This is a genomic window from Vibrio sp. CDRSL-10 TSBA (assembly GCA_039696685.1).
Taxonomy (GTDB): domain Bacteria; phylum Pseudomonadota; class Gammaproteobacteria; order Enterobacterales; family Vibrionaceae; genus Vibrio.
This window is the reverse complement of record CP155566.1, coordinates 1,510,800-1,537,508: the sequence shown is the minus strand read 5'-3', so window position 1 is coordinate 1,537,508 and position 26,709 is coordinate 1,510,800. Positions and strand designations below refer to the sequence as shown.

Here is a 26,709-nt window from a genome sequence, read left to right as displayed (position 1 = left end):
GGTCATCGTGCAGCCCGGCGGCTAAATCGCGCTTGAATTGAGTCGACGATTTCCATTGCACTGAAATAATCAATCCGGAATGAATTGGCACCTAACCCATATACCTGTCCGGTTTTGACCGATGGCAAGTTGGCCAAAACCGGATCATTAACGAACTGCGGCACTTTCTCATCTGTAGCATTAAACAAGAAACGTCGTCGGTGCTGTCATTTGGGTCAGATGTTCATAATGAGACCGAACAAAGTCATTCAAATTCCCCGGTCCGGTCTGCCAAGCCGGATCTGGACCTTCAACATCAAAGCCCAGCGCTCGCAACAACATGCCATGTGAACCATCCGGTGTGGCTATTGGGTTGGTGACACCCGCCCCGTTATAGCTGATGATATTGACCTTACCCGGTGGCAATTCGAGATTGGACCGGATTGCCTTAACATAATGATCAAAGGTTTGGATCTTACGCTGCACCTGCTGTTCCAATCCGGTGGCCTGACCAATCCTGTGTGCCAGTTGCTGCCAATTTTGACCACCGTAGTCCAGAACCACGGTTGGCGCAATTTGACGCAATTCATCCAGTTGCCCCAAGGCTGAATCCGCCCCGCCAAGGGAAACGATGATTAAATCAGGCTGATAGGCATACACCATCTCCAGATCGACACTACCAGCGGGCCACAAGCGTTCAACTCCCCTTTTCTCAGCAATACTCTGCCACTGACTAAAATATTCACCATTGGTGGCTGTGGCACTAGCGATCACGGGCGCGTCCACGGCTAACAATGTCCCGGTAATAGAGACTGAAGTGGAAAGAATGCGTGTCGCCGGCCCATGCAGTACTGTTTCTGAACCATCAGCATTGACAAAAGTTCTCGGCCACTCATGCGCTTTGAGTGGAAAACTCATGACGATTAAAATAAATATAAATTTCTTAATGATATTTATTATCATTGTGATTCTCATTACATTAATGTAGTCCAACATCAGTTAAAAAGACGATTCAAACAGACGGAGATCATGCCCGGAACAAGAGGCCTCTTACAGTGCGAACGTTTCTAACCCATGGCGGAGAGGGTGGAAAAATCAATCGTGGCACTCAACGGTGACTAATTATGCTACACACAACTATGCACTCAGTTCAACAAGCGAACACAAAAAGAGCGACATTTTCACATATACAACAGCGGTAAACGAAGCGACGACTCATCACGACAGGCCAGAAAAGCCAAATATTGCGGATTAGATGATCCAGTACTGTCCCCCGCTGATGAGCTGGCCTGGTTTATCGCTGCCCCTCAAACAATAAGGACCCTGACCATGAGTTCTCCCAAACCTTTATGCATAGGAATGGCGCTGGCGGTGAGCTGGCTGACTAAAAACGGATGGCGCCGAGCCGACAGCGGAATTGAACGCCTTTACGACACCGATCTGTATGTCGAACTGGCCAGGCGAGCCGAACGGGCAAAACTTGATTTTCTGTTTCGCCCCGATACCTTGTTTCTTGCCACCCATGCCGTGGCTACAGAACCAGGCTTCAGCAGCCTGGATCCTATGGTGTTACTGGCCACCGTGGCGCGTGAAACCGAATATATCGGGTTGGTCGCGACGGCATCGACCACCTTTAACCCACCCTATGTCGTTGCGCGTCAGTTACAGTCTCTTAACTGGGTGACCAAAGGACGTGTCGGCTGGAATGTGGTCACAGCGATTGACGGTCATCAGAACTTTGGTCACGCCTCAATGATGCCCTCTGAAGATCGCTACCTCAAAGCACGCGAATTCACAGACGTCGTACGACGGCTGTGGAACAGCTACCCTCACGAAGCGATTCATGCAGACAAAACCAACGGTGATTACGCCGACACCAGCCAGATCCAGGCGATAAATCACCAAGGAGATTACTTTAAGGTCCAAGGACCACTCAACGTACCCCGCTATCCGGGCGGCGATATTCCGCTGTTTCAGGCCGGCGCGTCTGATTCAGGCCGCCAGTTTGCTGCGGGAATTGCGGATGCGATTTTTGCCGCGACACCAGACATCGAAGCCGGCGTCGAGTTACGCGCTGACTTACAGCGCCGCGCCCTACAACAGGGACGACCATCCGATGCGGTTAAAGTTCTGCCCGGACTTTCTTTGTATTTGGCACACACCAGAGAAGAAGCTGAAGCTTTGCACCGAGAAACCCATGCCAGTATCGATATTGCGCGTAAATACGCCTACGTACAGGAAGCTCTGGGCATTGATCTCAGCCAGCTCCCACTCAAACAAAGAATCAGTGCCGAAATGTTACCCGCCCAGCCAACGCAAGTGCGCAGTCAAACCCATAGCCAACTGCTGCGACGTTTGATCGAACGCGAGTCCCCGACCGTGGAAGCGCTGCTGCAACGCCCTGAAGTCATTGGTTCTGCCCACTGGATAGTGATTGGTACCGTTGAAGATGCGTTCAATTCGATTATTGAGCGTGTTCAGGCTGGTGCCGCTGACGGTTTTATTGCGGTTTCCCGGCGGGTCCTGGCAATCCGTTGATCTGTTTTTTGATCAATTGATACCCAAACTGGCTGAGGCAGGCTTATTTCGCCGTGAATACAATGGCCAAACTCTGCGTGACCATCTTGAGATTTAAGTGTGTCGAGATCTAAGTCCGTAAACTTTGACATTAATGCAAATGATAATCATTGCTAACTATATATTCAGGGTTAAGATGGATGAAGCTGACACCAACAGATGTCAGCTTTATGACGCGCTTGTCGGGCGCGTTTGAGACTAATGATAATGACAACAAAAGGCTTTGACATGTCAGTGAATGGTTCAACACTTCAATGGATGCCGCTAACGCTGCCGCAACTTGATTTCTGGGAAGAATTCGCCCTTTACCCTGATGAGCCCCTATCCACGGTGGCGCACTCGATCGAACTGAAAGGTGACATTGATGCCTCAGCTCTGCAGCGTGCTATTGCACAAACCGCTATCGAAACCGACGTCTTGTCGCTGCGCTTTCGTCTTGCCGAAGACGGGCAAACGCCGCTCCAGGCACACGACGCAACGCTGATACCGCAGGTTACATTTTACGATTTCACTTGCAGTCCGGAGCCGCTTGCTGCTGCAGAAACCGCCATGCGGCAAGATGTGAATGCGCGACTCAATTTGCTGCAGGATCCTCTCTCCGCGCAATGGTTAATGAAATTGGCCGATGATCACTATGTGTGGTATTTGAGAGCACACCATATCGTGATGGACGGATTTGGGATGACTTTATTTGAGCAACGCTGCGCCGCGCTTTATCAGCATTACCTTACCCAGAGAGACAAAGGCAAACCGTTTAACGCCTTCAGAAGTTTTGTGGATGAAGAACACAGTTATCAGGCCAGTAACCGTTATCAGACCGATAAACGCTTTTGGAATGACTATTTGTCTCATCCAGCCCGGTTGACCGTTCTCGATAAGGAAGAAGATAACGGTGATGAGCACACATTGCACATGCACCATGAGCTGAGCAACCGGACCAGTGAACAACTGCGCGATTTGGCGCAGCAGGTCGGTATGGGCTGGCCGGATTTACTGGTTGGTCTGTCCGGGCTGTATATGCATCGCTACCTGGCCTCGGATTATCTCGGTCAGGAAAATACCATGCCACTGTGGATACCGTTTATGAGCCGTTGGGGCAGTGTCGGGGCTTACATGCCAGCCTTGATGGTCAATATTCTGCCACTGTATGTCTCTGTGAATCCACAAGTGACGCTCAATGACTATTTGATCGAAAACGGCAAGCAACTGCGCAAGTTATACGCACACGGCCGTTATCGGATTGAACAGATTGCCCGCGATCAGGGGGTCACACAAAACAGTCGCTATTTCTTCTCACCGTTTATTAATGTACTTCCTTTTGATCCGCCCGAGTTCGCCGATTGCGAAGTCAGACATCACGTGATTACCAGTGGCCCGGCTGACGGATTCAATCTGACTTTTCGCGGTCGCACGAATGGCGACAACTTGCTGCTGTGCCTGGATGCTGACTCGCACGCGCACCCGGAAAACGAATTCAACCCTCACGCAGAACGTATCCAGCGTTTTCTGCAGTTAGGACTAAATCAGGATTATCTGCATCAGCCCGTGGAAAAACTCTATCAGGCCCTCGAACGGGCGTCGTCGTAACCAGTACCTGGCGCATGCTGACCTATTGCCCGTGAAAAAGCCGACCTCAGGTCGGCTTTTTCACTTAGCTACTCTGCTTGCTGCAATAATGTCACTACCTGAGCGGCATTTTTACAACTCAGCAAGTTGCGGGCATTGACGGGCAGGCCAAAGTGGCTAGTCAGCTCTTCCGCCACGGTTTTGATGTGTGAAGGCAATAAACCTGCCGCGATAAATTCACTGTGTTCACTCAACAACGCAGCATCAAGGCCCAATACACGCTGATAAATGTCAATCACCTGTCGACAATGTGATGAGCTCGACGCATGGTCCTCCCTCCCAGTGCGAGCAGGTGCTTGCGTGCTGTGGTCTGAGCAAACGGCGAGATGAGCCGGTTCAGGGTACTCTGGTGCTTCTAACCGGGCCTTCAGTGCACGCCTGTCTTTTTTTCCGTTCGCAGAGAGCGGAAACTGCTGCAGTGCAATAAATTGCTGCGGCAGGTGAGACGCTGGTAACCGTTGCCGGATAAGTGTTCGCCACTCAGAAGCACTGATTTGCTTTGTATCCTGGCAGACATAAAACAGAGCCAGACCGATGTCATTACTGCGCGGGTCCAGATAATCGATGACGGCCAGATCGCGGACCCGGCCAGTCGCCAATAACTGTTGTTCAATATCAGGCAGAGAAACCCGCACCCCGCGTACTTTAACGTATCCATTCACCCGTCCGGAGAAAATAATGGTGCCGTCATCGCGATAATAGCCCTGATCACCAGTCTTAAAGGCACGGACAACTTGTCCCGACGGGCTCTCAAGCTGAATAAAATCCGTCTGGTCAATTTCGCCCTCAACCAGATAGCCCAGCGCAAGATTAACACCGGCGGTGACAATGCGCCCTTCCACACCGGTGGGACAATGCCGATGAGCCTGATCGACGATGTAGTATTGATTGCCGGGTAATGGCCGTCCATAGGGAATAATCTGACGATCAGCAGCAGAAATCTCATGCCAGATACTCCAGATCGTAGTTTCTGTTGGCCCTCCCAGGGAAAACAGCCGGGCTTCGGGTAATGTATCCCGTAACGTCTGAATAGTCTGTGGTTTTATGTAATCCCCTCCCTGAGCGATCAGACGTAACGTGTGACCCTGTCCGGGAGATTGACAGGCGAGCAACATTTCCAGAATAGCCGGAACCGAGCACCAAACTGTGACACCGTAACTAGAAACCAACTCATTCCAGTATAACGCATCCTTGTCTGAGTCAGCATCCGGAATGACCAGAGTGGCACCGGCAGACAAAGAACCGAACACATCAAACACTGACATATCATGATGCAAAGGTGTGACTGAGATGAATACATCCTGTTCGGTCACCTGCCATTGTTTCCGTGTATGATGTAACACATTGGCTGTTGCACGATGATTGACCACAACACATTTAGGCTGACCTGTGGTACCGGAAGTATACAGATAATACCCCGCCTTTTCGCTGGCACTTAACCGGCTGAGTGATTCATCATCAGCAACCTCCACTAGACTATCAACCGGCCCGGTCAGCGCAGCGATCGACACACCGCCGTGGCTATCATCACTGCCGCGGGTGACCACCAGTGACGCCTGACAGTGTGAGAGTAAATAAGCTTTGCGCTCCGCCGGGCTTGCTTCATCGACAGGCACCCAGATCAATCCACTCAGCGCACATGCCACACTGACCATGATATGTTCTGCACCGCGTGGCAAGCACACCGCCACAACATCTCCGGGTTGTAAGCCGAAGCCCTGCAGGTGCGTCATTATCCGGCGTACATGCAGCCCCAGAGCAGTATAACTCCAGCTCTGCCCGTCACTGATGAGTGCGGTATTGTCATCAGCGGAAGAAAACAGCCGCTGGCTGATGATAGTCAGATAGGGGTCACTATTGACCACCGCACTGCTGTTGTGACAATAGTGACCCAACGGCACGAGTTGATTGGCGCGCCACTGTATCGCCTGCAACTCAATCATATCCAGCATCGCTCGGTTAATCACATTCAGCCAGGTCTTCACCTGCTCCTTGCTCAAAGCCTGGGTTACGTAATCCGCACTGATACACAAATTACGTTCTTCGTCGTAAGTAATACGAAAATCGATGGCTATCTGAGGTGTCTGAGTCAACCCGGTATGCTGACGCACGCTATCTCCGTCACAAAGCGTTTCCCATCCAAGTCCATTAGTGATCACCACAGGTAGTGGGATATGTCCGGACTCAAAATGGCTGAGTAACAAACGGTTGAGGTCAATGCCTGAAAATGAAAGGTGAGCCACGCCGTGGGCGATATCGCGCTGAATCTGAGCGACCCGGTCTGCAAAGTCAGACCGGGCATTAGAGTATGTCAACGCGATGAAGCTTGAATGATTATCCAGTCGTCCGGCTTGCGGTGGCGGTGCAACGGGTAAGCCAATACACAATTGCCCATGTGGGGTCCAGGCGGATAACGTCTCCAGAATCAACCCGGTCAATAAGCTGTTGGCAAATAACCTCTGCTCTGCGGCAAGTTTAAACAGGGCCTGAGTTTGCTGTGCCGGCAGACAAATCGTCTGCCTGGCATAATGCGGCTCAAAAATCTGCTGTAATGGCTGTAACCAGGGTAAAGCTACCGGAGTATCGACCGCGGCCAGCTTATCCCGCCAATAGTGCTCAGCCTGCTCTCGTTTCTGGCCCGGCACTTACCCTCTCAGCCGTAGCAAGCGTTATCTCCCCGGTCGGATCCGAATGGTTAGCCGGCACTAGCAAAGGCTTGGGAGCGCTTTCCAGTAAACGGGCCAGCAGGTAAGCAATGGAATGACCATCTGAAATCAGCGCATCCATACTAGTCAGCACAATCTGTCTGAACGCCGAATCATCTCCCTCAGCTTCGGGCAATGAAACGACCCATACCTTCCAGGGTGATGCCGACAGGTCGTGCCGGTAATGCGAACACCGGGCAACCAAGTCGTCTGCTTTAACGATGGCTTCATCCCGACTTAAATGGCTCCAGTCAAAATGTTCAAAATTAAGCGTGCGTTCCTCACTCACCCATTGAACCAGCTGATGTTCGTCGATATGCGTTCGTAGCACTGCCAACTTATCCACCATCTCCGCCAGTCTTGTCCGTAGTTGCACAATATCAACATGGCCGTGATAACAGCGAAAATCCTGCATCGCGACACCACCCAGCGGTAATTGTGTCTGTCGACCCACCAGATACGCTTTTTGTAAATCGGAAAGCGGCATTGTATGTTCCGGTATACCCAAACTTACAACGCTGCTCTGTTCACTTGCTAGATATTGATATTGCTTCAGCATACAGCCCGGATCGGTTGCCATATGTTGTAGCAGGGCAACATAGCGCTGAAACAGAGTCTGGTAAAATGCCGGGGCCACCTGATCAACACGCACATCCCAGTTTATCAGCACACCATTCCGGTAAGGGACTATTTGTGCGTCCAGCAGCACGTGTGCCCCTTGTGAGCTTGACCAGACTAACTCCCCCAGCGTGTCATGTACTTCTGTCGCGAACAAATCACCATCAATATCCCAGCCAGACGTAAACACCACGGGCGAGGTTTGCAGACTGCCGCGCTGACGGGACAGATCACGCATAATATTTACACCGCTGTAATGACGGTGTTCAATACATTGCGTCAACTGCTGCTGTGTTTGTTCACACATTTCAAGTAATGAACAGTCTGAATCCACCTGAGCCGAGAACAGGCTAAGCTGTGCAAAATCACCAACGGTGTGCTGGTATTGCTCCGGACGATAAAACATGGGCAGATTAATCCGGAATGTCGCCTGATAGATAGCATGTGCCAATACACAGTTAAATGCGGTCAGTGATAGTGTGGTTATACTGATTCGATAGCGGTTTGCCAATGCCTGCAACTGGCTACGCTGCTGGGCGGTTAACTGCACCGCGTGACGCTCAGTGTGATGCGCACTGCCGGTACCGCGACACGCATTATTGTTCTGGCCAGGCAATACCGGTGCCGGAGCAATATTCTCCAGCTTAGACTGCCAGTACTTCCGATCACGTTGTTGCAGCGCAGTCAGCGTCTCGTTGTCCTGCACCCCGGCCAGGAAGACGGTGAATGATGGCCGGGCCAAGCGCATTCCCTGATCGTGATATAAGGCAACTAAATCGTGTACGAGAGTACGAAAACCCGGAGCATCAGCTGCAATCATGTCGACATCAATATGAAAACGGAAGCCATGATCGGGTAAGAGTGTCAAACTGAATTCAGCCGCTTGTCCATCGTCAATGGCTAGCCGTTGATGGGTTTTGGATTGCCTCAGCTCGGTCAACTGCTGATCGCACTGCTTACGAGTTAAGTCACGCCAGTCCCGAATCCGTAACTGATGCCATTGAGACTGTTCGCTGACCGACCATGTGCCCGTCTCCGACACCGTCATACGCAACACGGGATGATGCTCAAATATCCGCTCAACTGCATCGGACAGGCGTTCAAGGTCAATCCCCACACCATCAAATTCCACGTATAAATGGGCAGAATCTCCCGCCTGTAAATCGTGGCTCTGTCTGCCCACCCAATAGGCAGCCTGTAATGTCGTCAAATCATACATCGTGCTTCACTCACTTTCGTTTGAGTTCCTCAGATAAAAACTTTCGGGCTGTCACACGACGTCCCGGTTGGCTCTGATTTAAAATGGTTCGGATTGGATATCTTTAGTTGTCGAGTGTTGCACCACCATCAACGCGCAGGTCATGCATGGTTATATGGTTGGCTGCGTCAGAAAGCAGAAACAGGATACTGCGCGCGATATCTTCAGGCTCAGCCAGTTTTTGCAGCGGAATCCCCAGGCGGTACTGGCTGCTATCACCAGCAATCACTTGCGCTTCACCATAGTGATCGTTCCACAACTGCATCTGCATATCAGTACGGGTTGACCCCGGGCTGACCAGATTGCAACGCACACCATAGGGCGCCAGCTCAATGGCCATGCACTTCACTAACATGTGCAGGGCGGATTTTGATGCAGCATAAGCTCCCATATTGGGCCGTGGAGTATTGGCTGCATTCGACCCTACGACCACCATCGAGCCCCGGCCGGCCTGCTGCATTTCGCTGCTTAGCGCCTGCATAACACCCAATATGCCAAAGGTGTTGACCATAAACGTGTCGTGTACCTGAGCAAAAGGCATATCCCTCAGCATCCCCGGATGCAGAATACCGGCACAGCTCACCAGATGATCAATCTGCCCGAAATGCTGGCGTAATACTCTGATGTGTTCTTGTGACGTTTCAGGACGTGACACATCCAGCGCGGCACAATGTAAATGCCCGGCAAAGGTTGTGCGTAATGACTCGGTGTTATCCAGTAGGGTTTCCATATTGATATCCGTCGCCAACACCCGCGCCTCATGTTGCAGAAGCAACTCCACCACACTCAGACCGATTCCCCGTGCAGCACCGGTTACCAACACCACCTGACCTTCGAATGATTGTTTCATTGATATGACTCCTTGTTAACCAGTCAGCTAGTGACTGTTTTATGAATTAATTCGCGGCAGAGCGTGACATTAACGCAATAGATGATAATAATTAACAAACAATAGTGATACTCATTATCATTTGTGTTCTTATAAATCTACCCATTGCAGGGTGAATTGGCAAATTGTCTGGTTAAAAATGAAAGAGGGATTCCAAATGCAACGTGAAGTCATTGGTTACAGCAGAATGGAAAATGATCTGCTGAGCGATCCACAACTGAACGCGCCATTTTTCTTTGCTTCTCCGAGTAATACCTTACTGGGGGTTGGTGTTGAACAGGAAACTGCATCAGGCACTTCCTTTTGACCAACTCGCCGAACACGCACAGTCGATGCTGCAGACAGCGAAACAACACCCAGCGGATAACCCGGTGCTATTCGGCATTGTGCCCTTCAGGCCGGAAAATCCGACCCGCTTTTTTATTCCTCAGCAACTGTATATTGCCGGAAGCCATCGTTGCCTCAAACAAGAGGCACAAAACACGGCGTCACAGGCAAAAGTGATATCTTCACCTTCCGGACATAATTACCGTCAAGGTGTTTCCAGCCTGCTTAACTTATTCGCCACAACCAATCTGGCCAAAGCGGTCCTGTCCCGTGCGGTTGAAATTGAGACAGATCAAGACATTCATATGCCAGGCCTGCTTCGCAACCTATGGGCGAATAACAGCCATGGCTACACGTTTGCCGCCGATACCGGTCCGGGAGTCAAACTGATTGGTGCCAGCCCGGAGCTACTGGTTGCCAAAAAAGGCAGTCAGGTTATTTCCAACCCGCTGGCAGGATCACGGCCTCTCTCGGCATCGCCAGCAGAAAACGAAACAGCTCGTCATTCGCTGCTCAATACCCGTAAAGATCTGCACGAACATGGTCTGGTCGTTGAAGAGGTCGAGCGGGTACTGAATCAATATTGTCATAGCCTATACACCCCCATGGTACCGTCAGTGATTGAAACCCAAACCATGCTGCATCTGTCCACGGTGCTGGACGGCCAGGCCCGGGACCCAGATCTCAATGTGCTGAAAATTGCGTCTGATCTGCACCCTACGCCAGCTGTATGCGGTTACCCCCGCGTCAACGCTTATGAAGCGATTCGCTCTATTGAACAATATGACCGCGGCTATTTCACCGGCATGATTGGCTGGTGTGATTCGCGAGGTAACGGTGAATGGGTCGTAACCATCCGTTGCGCGGAAGTACAAAAACGCCAAATGAAAATCTATGCGGGTGCCGGCATCGTTAACGAATCCGTGCCGCAAAGTGAACTGGATGAAACCGGCGCCAAAATGGGCACCATCCTTTCCGCCGCTGGTATCCAGCTCAATGAATTACTTACAGTCTAGGAACAACAATGAACGCACCACGAGAGTTAGATTTCACGCCCTGGCCGCTCGAGTTAGCCAACCAGTATCGCGCCCTTGGATACTGGCAGGATAAAACCTTGCTGGATTATTTACTGGAAACCGGCCAGGAATTCAGTAGTCAAGATGCCATCATTTGTGGCGAACGCTCCCTGACTTATTCTGAGCTTATTCATACTTCAGCACAATTAGCCGCAGGTTTTCAGGCATTGGGTTTACAACGTGGCGATAATGTCGTCCTGCAAATGACCAATATTGCCGAGTTTTACCAGTGCTTTTTTGCCCTGCTACAGATTGGTGTACGCCCGGTGCTCGCTCTGCCCGCACATCGTAAGATGGAAATAAGCTACTTTTGTAATCATTCAGATGCCAAAGCCTATCTGATTGATGGTCAGAGCCACACTCCCTGTTACCAGAATTTAGCGACAGAGGTGATCGCATCGTGTCCGAGCGTTGAGCATGTCATTGTGCGGGGCGAGGTCACCGTATCAGATCCGCGTTTTGTTTCTCTTGACTCATGTCTTATGCCTCCTCTTTCCGAGCAGAATGCTGCCCCGGATGACATCGCGTTCTTCCAGCTTTCCGGCGGAACAACAGGAACACCTAAATTGATTCCGAGGACCCATAATGACTATGCTTACAGTGTGACAGCGAGCGTAGACATCTGTCAGTTTGATGCAACGACTCGCTTTTTGTGTGCCCTGCCCGTTGCCCATAATTTTCCGCTCAGCTCTCCGGGCGCATTGGGGGTATTCTGGGTGGGCGGCTGTGTGATACCGGCGCAGGATCCAACCCCGCAAGTTGCCTTTGAACTGATTGAGCGCCATCGCATTACCGTATCAGCTCTGGTACCACCATTAGCGTTATTGTGGATGGACTATGCAGACAAAGCCAGCGAAGACATTTCTAGCCTGCAGCACCTGCTGGTCGGTGGATCCAAGCTGAGTGAAACCGCAGCCCGGGCCGTGCCGGAAAAACTCCATTGCCGCTTGCAGCAAGTCTTTGGCATGGCTGAAGGTCTGGTTAACTACACCCGCCTCGGTGACGATAACGAGGTCATCGCCTGTACTCAGGGGCGACCGATTTCAGCTCATGATCAGGTACGTGTGGTGGATGAATACGACCAAGATGTGGCCGTTGGCGAAGAGGGCTTTTTACTCACTCAGGGCCCATATACTATTCGTGGCTACTATCGCGCGCCGGCACACAATGAGCGGTCGTTTACCTCCGACGGCTATTATCGTACCGGCGATATTGTCAGACGTACTGAACAAGGCAACATCACGGTAACCGGACGCGACAAAGATCAAATTAACCGGGGAGGCGAAAAAATCGCCGCTGAAGAAATTGAAAACTATCTGCTGCGTCATCACGCGGTACACGATGTGGCTTTGATAGCAATTCCCGATCAGTATCTGGGAGAACGCAGTTGTGCGATCGTGGTCAAACGAGATGGTCAATCAGTAAAATCGCTGGAGTTGAAACACTTTTTGCGCGACCTGGACATCGCGGATTATAAACTGCCTGATCAGATCCAGTTTCGTGAAGTGCTGCCAAAAACCTCCGTCGGAAAAGTGGACAAAAAGGAGTTGCGCGCTTTATACGGCTGACTTTGTCTGGTGGTCATTAAAGGATTGATGACTCACTCTGGATGAAGATAAACCAAACAGCCCGCATCAGCGGGCTGTTTGACGTAAGTAGATGACATAGTAAGGTCAATCGATTAATCAGGTTTAGTCTACGGCATCCATCACCGCATGGCGCTCCATATGATAGGCTTCTTCCGTAACACCTCTTTTCCAATACGGTACGGCGTAAACCCGCTTACGATCAATGCCGAGATGTTGAGTCAGATAGCGACGACATTCAACAACGGTGCTGTTTTCTCCGGCAATAAATGCCGACAGACTTTGTGCCTCTGATGGTGGCACAATACTTTTGATTTGCTTTACCAAAGGCATCGGGTCTTCGGCTGAACGCAGTTTCCAGTTGATGCTGATCCCGGCCGGATGCTTAACCTCAATCCTATCCTGCAGTGAATCGAGTTCAATCCAAACTTCTCCGCATGCCTGCTGCGGCAAACGTTCCACAACAGCACTGATCGCTGGTAGCGCCGTCAGATCACCAACTAACAGATGCCAGTCAGCTGGCGCCAGCAGCGGATTCGGACCCGCAGGCCCCGCCATTCCGATGTAATCCCCCGGTTTGGCATGAATCGCCCACCCCGATCCCGGGCTATCGTCACCATGCAGCACAAAATCAATCGCCATCTCGTTTGCCACCGGATCGTACCAACGTACACTGTAAGCACGTGAAACGGGTTTATGCTCCGGCCAGGAGACTTCACCTTCGTGAAAAACAGGCAGTTGTAACACGCCACTGTGCTGATTCGCGAAAAACAGCTTAATGTGTGCGCCGTGACAGTCCTCTGTCAGTCCTGTTAACTCTTCGCCTGTAACGAACACACGCACCAAGTGCTGCGAAATCTGCTCTTTGCGCACAAAATGCAACAATTTAGGCAACACTTGTCTTGGTTGCTGTTCACTCATGATTACTCTCCGAAGAAAAAGGCTTTGTCTGCAAGGCATGACAAAGCCTGTCCATGTCTTTTTCTGCCAACCATTGCCACTCTGAGGTATCTGACCTGAGATACGCTGCTGGCAGGCGACACTGTGAATATAACGCTTGGCTAAGCGACGTTTTTGATTGCCGTTTGGCTGCGTGTGTCATGGATCAAGGTCCACCACTCCTGCAGCGTCACTTTCTCAATCAATTCAGCAAAAGTCACTGTAACTCCGTACGGACGCCATTTTTCCAGTAAGGTCATGGCACGAATCGAATCAAGGCCAAAAAACAGCAAGTTTTCACTTACATCGATTTCTTCAGGCTCAAGTGATAATACTTGTGCGACATCAAGACACATTTGATCCAGTGTTAATTCTGTCTCTGCTGACAATGCCTGCTCGACACTGGAGAGCGTCTGCACATTTGCCGCACGACCAGCCAGATACTTCAGTGTGTGCACATGTTCCTGATGGGAAAAATCTGCGATAGCATCACCAATCACAAAAGGTTTTATGTCCAGCATGAAAGCCTCAAGAGCGGTAGATAAAATACCGATGTGGCCATACACCCCACAGATAATCAGTTGATCCCTGTTTTGCTCCTTCATAAACTCAAGCAGCGGCGTTTTCTTGAATGCACTGTAACGCCACTTTACATACTCAATATCATCCGGCTCTGGTGACAGTGCTTCGATGACTGCGGTTTCATCCTGCAGCCCCGGCCCCCAAAAGTCGGTTAACAAAGCGCGCTCCTCTGGCTTCTGATTAGCTGGTTGCGCAGTATAAACAACAGGGATGCCCACCGCTTTGACGATACTTTTTAAGCGTTGAATATTGCCGATGATGTCACTCATCGGCGACTGACCAGCAGCAAAAAAGTTGACAAAGTAGTCCTGCATATCGTGAATTAGCAGCACGGCTTTGTTCGCCTCTATCCGCCACTGAGTTTTGTTCTGCGGGTATTCATGATCAGCCGGTAACGGGTACCCTGTAATTTTTGGAATTGCCATAGAGTCCGGATCCTTCAATTATTTTCTTTTATTAGATTAGACGTTGTTAGTGTGCGCTTCATCCCGCATAACAGGTGCGAAAAGGCTCCAGTGCTTATGCCGGGTGATGATGCGTCAAACTGATTGGATAATATCAACCCACCGACACCATGTAAACGATAGTCATTCTCATTTCCATTTATTAGTTTAATCTGAGTTTGTTTTCTGGAATGTAAGTCTGATTTACGCCATGAACGAAAGAAAAAGCACGCAAAAATAAGTGGGCAATCCGCCCGAATGACAATCTTGAAACTCGCTATATATGACAGTGACTGACAGCCTCATATATTCATCGTGGCCAAGTAAACAGAGCCTGAAGGTGAAGTCATAAGAGCTTGTGGGGCCCTCGGATACGCAGAATAGTGATAAACATGAAAAAGGGGCGATGAACGCCCCTGATAAAAATCATGTAGCTTAGCGAAACTATTCTGCAGGCGCAGCACGATTAACTAAGTCAACCGGCACTCACTCTATAAAAACATACCGCCTGACACTTCGATTCTTTGTCCGGTTATCCACTGAAAGCCATCACTAAATATTGCAGCCAGCGCCTTACCAATATCATCCGCTTCCCCGACTCTGCCCAATGCAGTAACGGAAGAGACAAACTGCTGAGCCTGCTCGCTTTGTTTGATCGCTCCGTTCCTGAAATCGGTCGCTATGGCCCCTGGCGCCAAGGTATTGACCCGAATATTTCGGTCGGAGAATTCTTTCGCCATGTATCTGGTCATCACTTCGACTGCTCCCTTAGCCATCGCATAAGGCGCCGACCCCGGTAACGAAAAACGCGTCAGACCGGAAGAGACATTGATTATATGTCCACCCGCTTCAATCAATGGCAATAATTCCTGAGTCATGAAGTAAGGACCTTTGACATGCACCGCTAACATTTCTTCCAGTTGTTCAATTTGGGTGTGTTCGATTGATGCATGTATTCCTGTTCCCGCATTGTTAAGTAAGTAATCAATCGTACTGCGATTAAACTCTGCTTCAAGTACCTGTTTTAGCTGACGGGAGAAACCCGGGAACTCTTCGATGTCGGTTGTATCACACTGTATGGCATAGCCTTTCACTCCGTGACTGATGACCATGTCCACCACCTCCTGTGCTGCCTGTTTATTCTGCTTGTAGGTCAGAAGTACATCTACTCCGCTCTTCGCCAAGGCGATAGCCCCGCTGCGTCCTAAACCACGACTACCACCGGTAATTAATATCAGTTTTCTCATCTTTCGGCCTTTTGGTTGGTGTTTACACTTAGTACAGAACAGCTTAAGCGGCGAATTAAGATTGATAAACACCACAACCCAAACAATACTGTTCACATAATACGAACAGTAAAAGACAAAATAAGTGAGTTATGGACAGAATTGAGGCAATGAAGCGCTTTGTCGCTGTCGCCTATACCAGTAGCTTTACCAAGGCATCGGAACAGCTCAATTTACCGAAATCTGCGATATCCTCTTCGATAACTAAGCTGGAACAACATTTAACAGTCCGCTTACTACATCGCAGTACACGTAATGTCACACTCACCGAACAAGGCGAACAGTATCTGGCAAAATGTCAGCAATTTCTCCAACAACTTGATGAATTTGAAGGCCAGTTTCAACAGCAATCGGGAGAATTAAGCGGAGTTATCTGTGTCGATATGCCAGGCAGTTTTTACACCAATGTTGTTCTGCCACGTATCCATGAATGGTTTACACAACACCCAAAAACAGAGGTTAAACTGCTTGGTGTCGACCATCGTATTAATCCGATCGAAGAGCGGGTCGACTTTGTGGTCAGGATGGGGGAATTGCAGGACAGTACACTGATAGGCAAAAGATTAGGACAGATGGACGTGATCAACTGCGTCAGCCGTGAATATGCCCTGCAACATGGCGTGCCAAACACGCTCGAAGAGCTCGGGCAACATTATCTTATCGGATATTCGAGCAGTCATACTGGCCAGCCCGGCGGGTTTGAATACAGCACCCCAGATGGAGATCGCTTTGTCACCGTCCCACAACGCGTCACGGTCAGCACCACCCATGCTTATATGGCCTCGTGCCTGAGCGGCCTGGGGATTGTGCAATTGCCTAAACTGGGCGCGCAAAAATATTTAAACTCTGGCGAGTTGGTCGAAGTTCTACCTCACCACCGCTGTAAACCTATGCCTGTGTCGATTGTGTATGAATCACGACAATATACACCGCGGAAAGTCACCGCATTTATGCAGTGGCTGACTCTGGCATTCAACAGCTGCAATGACCCAAACTGAAACCGCCAAAACTATATTTACTGTTAGTATATAAAGGTTTACCGCCCGGCAATATAGGTCAGCAAATTTTCAAATGCCTTACGAAAATAGAGCTCGTAACTATTACGTTCTACGTAGCCTAAATGAGGCGTGGCAACGACGTTAGGCAGTGATAACAGAGGCTCGTTTTGCGTTGATGCAGGTTCGTGTACAAACACATCCACCGCGGCCCGCTTACTCGGACAGGCACTCAGTTCCTGATACAGTGCCTTGCTCTCCACCAGCTCGGCACGACTGGTGTTAACAAACAGCGAGTCCGGTTTCATCTGCCGCAGATCATCTGCGGTCACGCAGCCTTTGGTGACCTGATTCAAACGCAGATGAAGTGAAAGCACGTCGGCCTGAGAGAAAAATGCCGCTTTGGACTCTGCGGCCACAAAGCCATCTTCTGCGGCGCGCTGACGGGACGCTTCACTACCCCACACCAGCACTTGCATTTCAAACGCGTTTGCATAGCGGGCAATTCGCTGACCAATCTTGCCGTCCCCCCAGATGCCGAGTGTAAGACCATTCAGGCTGCGGCCGAGGCCGAGTTGGTTGCTGTCCTGCCAGCGATATTGCAACAGGTTGCTGCTGTATGCGGGAATATGCCGTGATGCTGCCATGATGAGTGCCCAGCACAGTTCTGCCGGAGCGACAGGTGAACCGACTCCCTCCAAAACCTGAACCCCAAAACGGGCGCATAGTTCGGGATCAATATGATTACTGACCCTACCGGTCTGGCTAATCACCTGCAACTTAGGTAATGCGTTTAATAAAGATGCGGTAATTTGCGTTCGTTCGCGAATCAGCACCAGAGCATCCATATCGGCCAGTTTGTCTACTAACACACTCTCAGGCAGTGTTTGGGTTATTACGGTAACATTGTGCCCGGCCAGTAAGCCGAAACAATCGAGTGATTGCACCACATCCTGATAGTCATCCAAAATCGCTATATTCAACAGCTTCATCCTTATACTAAAAGCATAATCGCCGATAGATCAGCACTGCGCTTATTCAATGGCTCCGCCATTAACATAGCATCTGGATTCGGATAACAACCTGGTTATGAAGTAATTATGATGACTGAGTTTGAAAAAATTCGTCGCGCTCGTCACGGCATTCATACGAACCCATTTCAAATTCGCGGCAAATCCAAGGACGGTTCTCGTAGATGGTGCACATGAAGGTTTCACGATCGATAGCAGCACACCAGCCGTCATCGAGACGTTTCATGGTTTCACCGCCCCATTTATCACGACTGATGAACTCTTCCGGCACACCGGTATCAGTGAGGATCATCACTTCCAGGCGGCAACAGCAGGCTTTGCAGTTTGAGCATAAAACGGGCGGATTGGTATCGGTTTTAACAGGAATATTCATAGCACAGGCCTTGGTTCAATTGAGCATCATACCTGTTATACCACTGGCTGTAATCCACTAATCTCTTTTGTCCTCTGTCTGTTCAGCACGTTCTTAAACCAACTTTCATCAGACTCTGCGCTGCAGCACCTCGCTGATACCAACCAGAATGGGAGTCGCATAATCAAAAAAGGATTTCAAGCCAGGGCATAAATAACTCAGCCCAATTTCACCATCCGGCGTCCATTGCGGAAGGCTATCGCGTTTCGACATACCAAATCCTTCCTGTCGGATCGAAAAAGCCATCTCGTTCAGCGGTATCTGGCTGATGTTGCCTAGTTTATACTCGGGATAAACAAAATGGTCACAGGAAAACACGCTGCCATCGTGCTCAATCGCCAGGGCCTTGCCGCAAAATTCAGAGGTCACGCAGGTCTGAGCCGCATGCCCCATGGTTTGCGCCACAGCGGTTTCAAACAAGTTGACCAATACCCGGCCCAAGTCGTGATTGACCCACTCTTCAAAAACAGCACTCAAAAACCGGCCCCAGTCCTCAGCATCGACCGACCAGTCAGTCACCACAGACATCGGGTGGCCGGGATGGCTTTCATCACTACCTAAAGTCGGAATTGCCTGCTCGGACCAAAACTGAGGTGCGGTACTTTTATAAACTTTCGGCTCAACACACGGGGTGAACTGAATATAGGTGGCGCCAAGCTCCCGAGTCAGAAAACGATACACCTCCAACGGGTATTGAGCATTGTGTCGGTTTACAACAGTCAGGGCATTGAAAGGGACTTGATACTGACGGAGGCGCTGCACGGCTTGCATCAGGCGCTCAAAGGTAGGTTTACCACTGCGTGTTACGCGGTACTTGTCATGTAACTCCCGCGGCCCGTCGATCGATAAGCCGACTAAAAAATCGTGCTGTTTAAGAAAACGGCACCACTCATCATTGAGCAGCAGACCGTTTGTCTGCAAATCGTTATGAATGGTTACTCCGGGTGGTTGGTACTTTTGCTGTAGTGATACTATCTTACGAAAATAATCTAGCCCCAGTAATGTCGGCTCCCCTCCTTGCCAGGAAAATACAATTTCCTGGCCGTCATGACCGTCTATGTAGCCCTGGATAAAGGCTTCCAGCGTCCTGTCATCCATTTTCGGCTGTTTGGGCTGATGCAACAAATCTTCTTTATGTAAATAAAAGCAGTACTGACAATCAATATTACATTTTGAACCGCCGGGCTTGGCCATCACGTGAAAATCACGCTGGTAACCGGGCTGGCTACTGTGATCTTTTTGTGCCGTTTTCAACGGCACCACCGCCAGTTTCGTGCTGTCGCTGGTCTGCATTTTTCTCATCGTCAGTCCTTTGATAAAGTAAACACTCACCCTGCCAACGGCAAAATGAGTGTTTGGCCTATAGCTGTGCTTTACTGCTGGGTTTGCTGCATGGCTTTTTCAATCGTTTTCGCCATATCAAACGTTGTACCACCCTGTGTTGGCGGATAATCAACCAACGACTGAACGTGCTGCTGCACCATTTCCTGCACCGGAGCCAACAACCAGGACATTTTCTGCACCAAATGACCATTGGAATCGACACTGTCATAGCTTTCGAACGGATCCGCCCTCAGGTTGAACACCCTTGGTTTAGCCAACGGCTTCAGGTTATCGTAATAGTGCTCAGCCACCGCGAAGTGGAACTTCCACGGACCAACCCGCACCGCCGATAACTGGCCTTCAAAATAGTGGAAAATATGATTTCGCGCGGACTTATCCGACTTCCCTTCCCAGTAAGCCAGGTTATCGACACCGTCAATGAACTGTTTTTTCTCTTTAAGCATCTGTTGCTTGACGTCTTTCACACCGGCCGCGTCGGCCAGGGTCACGAACAGGTCCTGATGTCCCTGAATACCATTCAGTGTCTGACCGGCTGGAATCATTTTCGGCCAGCGCACCACCATAGGAACGCGTATGCCCCCCTCATAGGTGGTCATCTTCTCTCCGCGAAACGGGGTCGTACCACCATGCGGCCAGGAAGAGTGTTCCGGTCCGTTATCCGTGGTATAAATCACGATAGTGTTCTCTTTCAGCCCTCGTTTCTTTGAGCTGGTCGAGTAAATAACCGATGTCGGCATCATGCTGCAGCATACCGCTGCCGTACATATCGTATTCACTGGTATAGTTTTCTGCCGCGTAACGCCATTGCTCATTCAGCCGGGTATACAAATGCATGCGACTGGTGTTGATCCAGGTAAAGAACGGCTTATCTTCTTGCAACGCTTTATCGATGAACGTTAATGCAGCCGGGATCATCTCCGCACGGTCAAAATCCTTCATCCGCTCACCACCGAGTGGCCCGGTATCAGTACATTTCTGTTTGCCCACTACGCCAAAACGCGGATCATCGGTCTTATCGTCTGTTTCAGTGGCATAACAATGCAACACACCGCGTGTGCCGAATTTTTTATGATACTCTTCAATTGAGCCGGAATAGGCTTTCGCAAAATTCTGATAGTCGCGTTGCTCGTGCTCCTCCTGAGTATTAAGGTGATAGAGGTTGCCAAAAAACTCATCAAAACCGTGCACAGTTGGCAATGCAAAATTGTGGTCACCTAAATGGTTTTTACCAAACTGTCCGGTTGCGTACCCCACTTGCTTTAATACTTCCGCCAGGGAGGGAGATTCTTTTTTCAAACCTAAAGCACCGCCCGGCATCGCCACTGTCGTCATCCCAGAACGAATCGGATATTGACCGGTCAAAAAGGCCGCGCGCCCTGCGGTGGAACTTGGCTGCGCGTAATGATCGGTAAACTTGATGCCCTCATTGGCAATTCGGTCAATATTGGGAGTGGTATATCCCATCACCCCCATGCCGTAGGCGCTGACATTTTGCCAACCTACATCATCGCCAAAGATCACCACAATATTCGGTTGATCGGTTTTAGCTGCTGCCACTGCGGGAAGCACCGAGCACAACACCGAAGCTACCGGTGTCAGCCGCCTGACGTTTCTGTTCATAATATTTTCCTTATTATCGGTACTAAGTGTGCCTCTACTACTTTAGGAAATGCATAGAATTGCCTATGTGATATCAACCTCAAAGCGGTGAAAAAACAAGCAAAGGTAAATAGATGCCCGGATTGAAACGAGTGCTCGTGTGAGGAGGTTCAAAGCGCGGCGTGTAAAACTTGGAACACGAAAGTCCTTGACCTAAATAAGAAAAGCAATGGCTTGAATAAGCACTAACTTGCTCTAAGATAGGCATTTATTTAGGTCAACGCTCCCAATAAGGACATACACATGCGCTCTACCAGGATTTTATTTGCCGCAGCTCTGCTCTCTTTCAACACTTTTGCCGCGCCGGCGCCGGATCAACTATTTTCTGCCATCAATCAGCGCCTGAGCTACATGGAAGATGTCGCGCTCTACAAAGCAAACCATCATCAGCCGATCGAAGATATCGAACGTGAAGCCGTAGTGATCGACAAAGCGAGTGATTCCGCCCAGCAGCAAGGGCTTAACAAGCAAAGTATTGTGGGATTTTTTAAAGCTCAGATTTCAGCTGCCAAAGCGATTCAATATCGTTACCGCGCCGATCTGCTCAGCCAGAGTACCACAGCACAACCACGTGATTTGAATCAGGTCATTCGTCCGGAACTGCTGAAACTGGGTAAACAAATTAACGTTGAGATTGCGCAGTATCTGTCACAAGGAGGCACCTTTGCCGCTAGTGATTTACCGGCCTTTAAGCAAGCCCTGACGGCCCGTTACCTCAACGATAGCGATAAAGAGATGCTGTTTAACGCCCTGGCAGACATCAAACTGAACTAACCACAACGCTGTAGGATGCGGATGGTGACGTTCTGAAAATGCTTGTTAATTTAAAATGCTGACTAACGAACAATATCATTCGGGGCACAAAAAGGTGCCCCACATTGCGCACCTTATCAGCCAGTCGGATTGCTACCATAAACGCACGTCAAAGTACCTGGCGATAAACGCGGTCAAAAAGAAACAGACGATCGACAGTACAGCACTGATCAGCAAGGTTAACCAGAACGAGTAGCGGCTGAGCAGAAACCGGAAACAGCAAAAACATAGGCAAAGTGGGCAGCACATACCAAAAGGTATAAAAGGCGTGATTGGCAAGCTTTGCCGTGCCCTGCTCTTCGAGATACATCCAAATCAGCGCCAGTATGGTCACGGTTGGTAAAGCCGCCACCAATGCGCCGGCTTTATCGCTGCGTTTCGCGACTTCAGACACCAGTACCACAATCGCTGCGGTCGTCAGATATTTCACTATCAGCCAGATCATAGGCCACCTTTGATTGACAACAACCCTGCCTACAGTCTAAGCGCAGCTGCTGTTTTTCTCCTGTCCTTAACTGAGATGCAGCACAGAGCAACGGCGATAAGCCAGGCTATTTGGGAAATCCGGGCAGCTTAATCGCACTCATTCCGGCCTGATGCCAGTGCGTCTGCTCGGCGCAGAAGATTTGGGCATCCGGTAACTTGGTCGGCTCCTCATCCAGACTGCCGGCCGGCACTAATAGCCACTGACCATTTTTAGCCTCAAACGGCAGACCTGAACCACACTCGGTGCAAAACACTTTCGAAAAAGCCCGCTCAGGATGGTCGTAGCGTTTGGTCTTGTCTTTGCCCCGTATCCAGGTCAGTTTGTCCGGCGTGGTAAATAAATTGGATGCGTGCGCTGAGCCGGTCAGTTTTCGGCACTGCTCACAGTGGCACAAGTAAAAACGACTGAAATCGTCTTTGACCGAAAAAGAAACACTGCCGCAGCAGCAACCGCCGGTAATGACTCGCTCCATGAGTTAACTCCTTCATTCGCTGATATTAAAATTGACTATGCAAAAACTATAAATACCCAGAGATCACAGCCAGACAGTGCTCCACCCGCTGTTCTTTCTCCCCTACCGGAGCAGTATAGTGCAGTGCCGCACGACACTGCTCTATATCGGCGAGTTTAGCGATCACCCATGCTGCCAGATATTCAGACGCCAGACATCCACCAGCCGTCGCGACATTGCCACGGGCATAAAATGCTTGCTCCAGCACAGTCACGCCCGATTCCATCATCCAAGGTTTGGTGGTCAAATCCGTGCAGGCCGGAATATCATTGAGAAGACCCAACTTCGACATCAACAAGGTGCCGGAACACTGGCCGCCGATCAGCTGGGTCTCCGGATTAAGCTTTAGACGCGACAACAGCTGTTCATCATGAGCAATATCCCGGGTATAGATACCACTGCCAAACAACACAACGTCCGCCTGATTGGCAAATTCCAACGGTTGCTGCGCTTCAATCGTCACTCCGTTCATTGACGTCACACGTTCAGTTGGACTGCAGATCTGCACATTCCAGCCGTGGAGCTTCATCCGGTTGAGAATACCGGCGGCGATAAAGGAATCCAGCTCATTAAAACCCTCAAACGTAAGTATGGCGATATTCATATTGGCTTCCTTGTCGGTTCAGTATCTATGGGCTTATCTGCTTTGCTTTGCATGACGTCCACCTCAACGTTTTTGTTATGCTGCAGATTACGGCATGCTATAACCAAAATAAGCAACTTATCCTCTATTAACAAGCATTAATCCGCTGGTTATCAATCACCTGTTATCATTCACTTTTGGTTACTTATCTGTGATTTCTTCGGCCAGAAAAATATGCAACTGTATGTAATTAAATCGGTGAGTTTTGCCCCTGTTCCGTTGACTAAAAAGGAGTTTATTAATGAAAAGACGCAGCTTACTTAAAGCGGGCCTGATCTTGGTGTGGAGCTGGTTTACCGCGCAAACGAGTTTAGCCGCCTATCTGACGCCGCTGGCGTTTCAATCCGTATCCTCATCCCGTCTGGCTGACTATCAGCAGCAACTGATTGAGCGCTTGCAGAAATAACCTGCTTTGGCAATCATGAACAATTAAGTCGATTGCTGAGCGATGAACAAAGAAAAACGGCGCCCCAAAGGGCGCCGTTTTCATCTTGGCCGGCAATAACAAACAATGTCACAGAGAATTTTCGATAGCACTGCAGCTTGCCACACTCACCACCAACCTGAGATGAACAGCTCACACGCGAAGGTGGTGATTAACATTCGATTACGTTAACCGCTAGGCCGCCACGTGATGTCTCTTTGTATTTGTCCTGCATATCCATACCGGTATCACGCATGGTTTTGATCACTTTATCCAGAGAAACAAAGTGCTCGCCATCACCACGTAATGCCATTTGGGCTGCGTTGATTGCTTTCATTGCAGCAATCGCATTACGCTCGATACACGGTACCTGAACTAGACCACCAACCGGGTCACACGTCAGACCCAGGTTGTGCTCCAGTCCGATTTCCGCCGCATTCTCGATTTGTCCTGGTGTTCCGCCCAATACTGCACACAAGCCCGCAGCAGCCATTGCACAAGCAGAACCCACTTCGCCCTGACAGCCCACTTCCGCACCGGAAATAGAGGCATTTTTCTTACACAAGATACCAATCGCCGCAGAAGCAAGCAGGAAGTCAACAATGTTGTCATCCGTTACATCAGGTGTGAATTCGGTATAGTACATCAGCACTGCCGGGATGATCCCCGCCGCACCGTTGGTCGGCGCAGTCACCATACGACCGCCCGCAGCGTTTCTCTTCGTTCACCGCTAACGCATACAAGTTAACCCAGTCCATCGCATTCAGGGTTGAACTGATCACATTCGGCTTGGTGCAGTACACCAGAGACTCATGCAATTTCTTGGCGCGGCGTTTAACGTTCAAACCACCCGGCAGAATACCTTCGGCTTTAAGACCATTGGCAATACAGGTTTCCATTGCACGCCAGATGCCAATCAGTTTTTCACGGATTTCGCTTTCCGGGCGCCAGCTCTTTTCATTTTCCATCATCAACTGCGCAATATTCATGTTATGACGTTTGCACAGTTGCAGCAGCTCTTCGCCGTTACCGAAATCGTACGGTGCCGAGACTTCTGCCGGATGTTCGTTGTTAGCCTGAGCTTCTTTCTCATCCAGAATGAAGCCACCACCAACCGAAAAGTAGGTATTACGGTAAAGTGTCTTACCATCATCCGCCAACGCGATAATTTCCATCGCATTAGGATGATAAGCATGGGTGTCATTCAAGAACTGCATATCGTCTTTCCAGTTAAACGGAATCGACTTCTGGCGTTTTACCCACAGGTTGCCGCCTTCTTTGAGTTCTTTGGTGACAATAGGGATGATTGAGGTGTCGACCGTATCCGGCAGTTCACCCATCAACCCGACCAAAATAGCGGAATCTGTACCGTGTCCAACCCCGGTCGCACTGAGCGAACCTAACAGTTTTACGACGATACGACCGGTCTGTTCTAGGTTGCCGCTTTCTTCAAGTTCATCGACGAAACGCTTGGCCGCAACCATTGGACCAACAGTGTGGGAGCTCGAAGGCCCCACACCAATTTTAAACAGATCAAATACACTGATTGACATTGCCCCAACTCCTGTCAGTGGCTAAGAATAATTGTGCGGTCACCAGACAAGAACACACGACGTTCAACATGATGTTTGAGCGCGTTAAACAGCGTGATACGTTCGACGTCCTGACCTTTTGCGATCAAATCTTCCGGATAATGCGCATGACCGACTTCCTGAATGCCCTGGGCGATGATCGGACCTTCGTCCAGATCATTGTTGACATAATGAGCGGTCGCACCGACCATCTTCACGCCTTTTTCCCAGGCCTGATGGTAAGGTCGCGCGCCTTTAAAACCAGGCAGCAATGAGTGGTGAATGTTGATCGCTTTGCCGTCTAATTGCTCACACAACCAAGGTGACAGCACCTGCATGTAACGCGCCAGAACTACCAGTTCGATATCATACTCATCCAGCAGGCGAACAATTTCAGCCTCTTGCTGTGGTTTGGTTTCTGCGCTGACCGGAAGATGGTAGTAAGGGATGTTGTGCCATTTCGCTAACTCTTCCAAATCCGGGTGGTTAGAGATGATCAGCGGCACTTCCACTTTGAGCTGGCCGGTACGGTAGCGATACAACAGATCGTTCAGACAGTGATCGTATTTCGACACCATGATAGCCATACGGGTACGATGTCCCGGAGCCGTCAAATTCCATTCCATTGAGAAGTCTGCCGCACGAGCGCCAAACGCTTCATCAAATGCCTCGGGTGCAAACGCATCCTGTTTCTGCCGGCAAAAATTCGATACGGATAAAGAACTGGCCAGAAGCTCGGTCATCAAATGACTGAATTTCTTCAATATAATGCCCTGCTTCAGCAAGGTAACGTGTTACTACATCGACCGTTCCGACAACACTCGGACAGCGGGCAGTAAAAATCCACGGTTGAGTCATATTCGTCATAGATCCCTCTACTCAAATAAGACCGGCACATAAAGTGCCGGTGAGATTAGATGTTGTGGTT

Annotated in this window: 19 protein-coding genes and 5 pseudogenes; 7 read left to right on the top strand and 17 right to left on the bottom strand. The window is 49.9% G+C overall.

Translation table 11 applies throughout. The features are described from left to right. Nucleotides 1-2 precede the first annotated feature (2 nt). Nucleotides 3-942 (bottom strand): annotated as a pseudogene (gene fepB, locus ABDK09_14605) (Fe2+-enterobactin ABC transporter substrate-binding protein). A 366-nt stretch (nucleotides 943-1,308) separates the two neighbouring features. On the opposite strand from fepB, the gene ABDK09_14600 reads away from it, so the two are divergent. Together ABDK09_14600 and ABDK09_14595 are read left to right on the top strand one after the other, a co-directional pair. Next, entirely contained in the window at nucleotides 1,309-2,517 is a 1,209-nt protein-coding gene (locus ABDK09_14600; protein XAW90589.1) for an NtaA/DmoA family FMN-dependent monooxygenase, read from the top strand. A 246-nt stretch (nucleotides 2,518-2,763) separates the two neighbouring features. Further along, complete coding sequence (locus ABDK09_14595) at nucleotides 2,764-4,143, top strand: condensation domain-containing protein (GenBank protein XAW90588.1); 1,380 nt, start codon at nucleotides 2,764-2,766, stop codon at nucleotides 4,141-4,143. Between the two features lie 68 nt (nucleotides 4,144-4,211). Here ABDK09_14595 and ABDK09_14590 read toward each other — a convergent pair whose 3' ends face one another. The 3 genes from ABDK09_14590 to ABDK09_14580 all read right to left on the bottom strand — a co-directional run bounded on the left by ABDK09_14590 (nucleotide 4,212) and on the right by ABDK09_14580 (nucleotide 9,613). Beyond that, nucleotides 4,212-6,827, bottom strand: coding sequence for an amino acid adenylation domain-containing protein (locus tag ABDK09_14590; protein ID XAW90587.1), 2,616 nt, complete (start codon nucleotides 6,825-6,827; stop codon nucleotides 4,212-4,214). Further along, nucleotides 6,799-8,715, bottom strand: coding sequence for a condensation domain-containing protein (locus ABDK09_14585; GenBank protein ID XAW90586.1), 1,917 nt, complete (start codon nucleotides 8,713-8,715; stop codon nucleotides 6,799-6,801). Before ABDK09_14585 ends, ABDK09_14590 begins: the two co-directional genes overlap by 29 nt. 112 nt (nucleotides 8,716-8,827) lie before the next feature. Then, nucleotides 8,828-9,613, bottom strand: coding sequence for a 2,3-dihydro-2,3-dihydroxybenzoate dehydrogenase (locus ABDK09_14580; protein ID XAW90585.1), 786 nt, complete (start codon nucleotides 9,611-9,613; stop codon nucleotides 8,828-8,830). A 196-nt stretch (nucleotides 9,614-9,809) separates the two neighbouring features. Between ABDK09_14580 and ABDK09_14575 the strand changes: the two are divergent. Next, nucleotides 9,810-10,995 (top strand): annotated as a pseudogene (locus ABDK09_14575) (isochorismate synthase). A gap of 8 nt (nucleotides 10,996-11,003) precedes the next feature. Continuing rightward, nucleotides 11,004-12,623: a (2,3-dihydroxybenzoyl)adenylate synthase gene (locus ABDK09_14570; protein ID XAW90584.1), complete on the top strand. Its 1,620-nt coding sequence runs from the start codon at nucleotides 11,004-11,006 to the stop codon at nucleotides 12,621-12,623. 123 nt (nucleotides 12,624-12,746) lie between these two features. On the opposite strand, the gene ABDK09_14565 is transcribed toward ABDK09_14570, so the two are convergent. From ABDK09_14565 to ABDK09_14555, 3 genes are all read right to left on the bottom strand, one after another. Then, a complete protein-coding gene (locus ABDK09_14565) occupies nucleotides 12,747-13,562 on the bottom strand; it encodes a siderophore-interacting protein (protein ID XAW90583.1) in 816 nt (271 codons plus the stop codon). A gap of 140 nt (nucleotides 13,563-13,702) precedes the next feature. Further along, nucleotides 13,703-14,587, bottom strand: a complete 885-nt coding sequence (locus ABDK09_14560; GenBank protein XAW90582.1) for an isochorismatase family protein — start codon at nucleotides 14,585-14,587, stop codon at nucleotides 13,703-13,705. A gap of 509 nt (nucleotides 14,588-15,096) precedes the next feature. Continuing rightward, the gene (locus tag ABDK09_14555) at nucleotides 15,097-15,852 is read right to left on the bottom strand and encodes an SDR family oxidoreductase (GenBank protein ID XAW90581.1); all 756 of its coding nucleotides are present in this window, start codon (nucleotides 15,850-15,852) and stop codon (nucleotides 15,097-15,099) included. 131 nt (nucleotides 15,853-15,983) lie between these two features. Between ABDK09_14555 and ABDK09_14550 the strand changes: the two genes are divergently transcribed. Next, nucleotides 15,984-16,889 carry a LysR family transcriptional regulator gene (locus ABDK09_14550; GenBank protein ID XAW90580.1) on the top strand — a complete coding sequence of 302 codons (906 nt, stop codon included), beginning with the start codon at nucleotides 15,984-15,986 and terminating at the stop codon, nucleotides 16,887-16,889. Nucleotides 16,890-16,927: 38 nt separating this feature from the next. Here the strand turns inward: ABDK09_14550 and ABDK09_14545 are convergent, their stop codons facing one another. The 5 genes from ABDK09_14545 to ABDK09_14525 all read right to left on the bottom strand — a co-directional run bounded on the left by ABDK09_14545 (nucleotide 16,928) and on the right by ABDK09_14525 (nucleotide 21,293). Continuing rightward, nucleotides 16,928-17,869: a D-2-hydroxyacid dehydrogenase family protein gene (locus ABDK09_14545; GenBank protein XAW90579.1), complete on the bottom strand. Its 942-nt coding sequence runs from the start codon at nucleotides 17,867-17,869 to the stop codon at nucleotides 16,928-16,930. Nucleotides 17,870-17,984: 115 nt separating this feature from the next. Further along, nucleotides 17,985-18,290, bottom strand: a complete 306-nt coding sequence (locus ABDK09_14540; GenBank protein XAW90578.1) for a YkgJ family cysteine cluster protein — start codon at nucleotides 18,288-18,290, stop codon at nucleotides 17,985-17,987. Between the two features lie 108 nt (nucleotides 18,291-18,398). Continuing rightward, nucleotides 18,399-19,631: an anaerobic sulfatase maturase gene (locus ABDK09_14535; GenBank protein XAW90577.1), complete on the bottom strand. Its 1,233-nt coding sequence runs from the start codon at nucleotides 19,629-19,631 to the stop codon at nucleotides 18,399-18,401. A gap of 71 nt (nucleotides 19,632-19,702) precedes the next feature. After that, a complete protein-coding gene (locus tag ABDK09_14530; protein XAW90576.1) occupies nucleotides 19,703-20,347 on the bottom strand; it encodes a sulfatase-like hydrolase/transferase in 645 nt (214 codons plus the stop codon). Then, nucleotides 20,328-21,293, bottom strand: coding sequence for a sulfatase-like hydrolase/transferase (locus tag ABDK09_14525; protein ID XAW90575.1), 966 nt, complete (start codon nucleotides 21,291-21,293; stop codon nucleotides 20,328-20,330). Before ABDK09_14525 ends, ABDK09_14530 begins: the two co-directional genes overlap by 20 nt. A gap of 282 nt (nucleotides 21,294-21,575) precedes the next feature. Between ABDK09_14525 and ABDK09_14520 the strand changes: the two genes are divergently transcribed. After that, nucleotides 21,576-22,106, top strand: a complete 531-nt coding sequence (locus ABDK09_14520; protein ID XAW90574.1) for a chorismate mutase — start codon at nucleotides 21,576-21,578, stop codon at nucleotides 22,104-22,106. Between the two features lie 132 nt (nucleotides 22,107-22,238). Here the strand turns inward: ABDK09_14520 and ABDK09_14515 are convergent. The 3 genes and pseudogenes from ABDK09_14515 to ABDK09_14505 form a co-directional block, all read right to left on the bottom strand. After that, nucleotides 22,239-22,590 (bottom strand): annotated as a pseudogene (locus tag ABDK09_14515) (DUF3147 family protein). Nucleotides 22,591-22,696: 106 nt separating this feature from the next. Beyond that, nucleotides 22,697-23,104 (bottom strand): GFA family protein, encoded by a 408-nt coding sequence (locus ABDK09_14510; protein ID XAW90573.1) that lies wholly within the window; start codon nucleotides 23,102-23,104, stop codon nucleotides 22,697-22,699. A gap of 46 nt (nucleotides 23,105-23,150) precedes the next feature. Beyond that, complete coding sequence (locus tag ABDK09_14505) at nucleotides 23,151-23,747, bottom strand: DJ-1/PfpI family protein (protein ID XAW90572.1); 597 nt, start codon at nucleotides 23,745-23,747, stop codon at nucleotides 23,151-23,153. Between the two features lie 280 nt (nucleotides 23,748-24,027). Here ABDK09_14505 and ABDK09_14500 point away from each other — a divergent pair, with 280 nt between their 5' ends. Continuing rightward, nucleotides 24,028-24,192, top strand: coding sequence for a hypothetical protein (locus tag ABDK09_14500; GenBank protein XAW90571.1), 165 nt, complete (start codon nucleotides 24,028-24,030; stop codon nucleotides 24,190-24,192). A gap of 190 nt (nucleotides 24,193-24,382) precedes the next feature. Here the strand turns inward: ABDK09_14500 and ABDK09_14495 are convergent. Together ABDK09_14495 and purU are read right to left on the bottom strand one after the other, a co-directional pair. Next, a pseudogene (locus tag ABDK09_14495) lies at nucleotides 24,383-25,763 on the bottom strand (L-serine ammonia-lyase). A gap of 14 nt (nucleotides 25,764-25,777) precedes the next feature. Continuing rightward, nucleotides 25,778-26,648: pseudogene (gene purU / locus ABDK09_14490) on the bottom strand (formyltetrahydrofolate deformylase). Between the last annotated feature and the right edge of the window lie 61 nt (nucleotides 26,649-26,709).

Excerpts from the sequence above, each read along its gene's own strand:
- ABDK09_14600 (XAW90589.1), top strand. The coding sequence starts at position 1,309 with ATGAGTTCTCCCAAACCTTTATGCATAGGAATGGCGCTGGCGGTGAGC.
- ABDK09_14595 (XAW90588.1), top strand. The coding sequence starts at position 2,764 with ATGACAACAAAAGGCTTTGACATGTCAGTGAATGGTTCAACACTTCAA.
- ABDK09_14580 (XAW90585.1), bottom strand. The coding sequence starts at position 9,613 with ATGAAACAATCATTCGAAGGTCAGGTGGTGTTGGTAACCGGTGCTGCA.
- ABDK09_14570 (XAW90584.1), top strand. The coding sequence starts at position 11,004 with ATGAACGCACCACGAGAGTTAGATTTCACGCCCTGGCCGCTCGAGTTA.
- ABDK09_14565 (XAW90583.1), bottom strand. The coding sequence starts at position 13,562 with ATGAGTGAACAGCAACCAAGACAAGTGTTGCCTAAATTGTTGCATTTT.
- ABDK09_14560 (XAW90582.1), bottom strand. The coding sequence starts at position 14,587 with ATGGCAATTCCAAAAATTACAGGGTACCCGTTACCGGCTGATCATGAA.
- ABDK09_14555 (XAW90581.1), bottom strand. The coding sequence starts at position 15,852 with ATGAGAAAACTGATATTAATTACCGGTGGTAGTCGTGGTTTAGGACGC.
- ABDK09_14550 (XAW90580.1), top strand. The coding sequence starts at position 15,984 with ATGGACAGAATTGAGGCAATGAAGCGCTTTGTCGCTGTCGCCTATACC.
- ABDK09_14540 (XAW90578.1), bottom strand. The coding sequence starts at position 18,290 with ATGAATATTCCTGTTAAAACCGATACCAATCCGCCCGTTTTATGCTCA.
- ABDK09_14535 (XAW90577.1), bottom strand. The coding sequence starts at position 19,631 with ATGAGAAAAATGCAGACCAGCGACAGCACGAAACTGGCGGTGGTGCCG.
- ABDK09_14525 (XAW90575.1), bottom strand. The coding sequence starts at position 21,293 with ATGAACAGAAACGTCAGGCGGCTGACACCGGTAGCTTCGGTGTTGTGC.
- ABDK09_14520 (XAW90574.1), top strand. The coding sequence starts at position 21,576 with ATGCGCTCTACCAGGATTTTATTTGCCGCAGCTCTGCTCTCTTTCAAC.
- ABDK09_14510 (XAW90573.1), bottom strand. The coding sequence starts at position 23,104 with ATGGAGCGAGTCATTACCGGCGGTTGCTGCTGCGGCAGTGTTTCTTTT.
- ABDK09_14505 (XAW90572.1), bottom strand. The coding sequence starts at position 23,747 with ATGAATATCGCCATACTTACGTTTGAGGGTTTTAATGAGCTGGATTCC.
- ABDK09_14500 (XAW90571.1), top strand. The coding sequence starts at position 24,028 with ATGAAAAGACGCAGCTTACTTAAAGCGGGCCTGATCTTGGTGTGGAGC.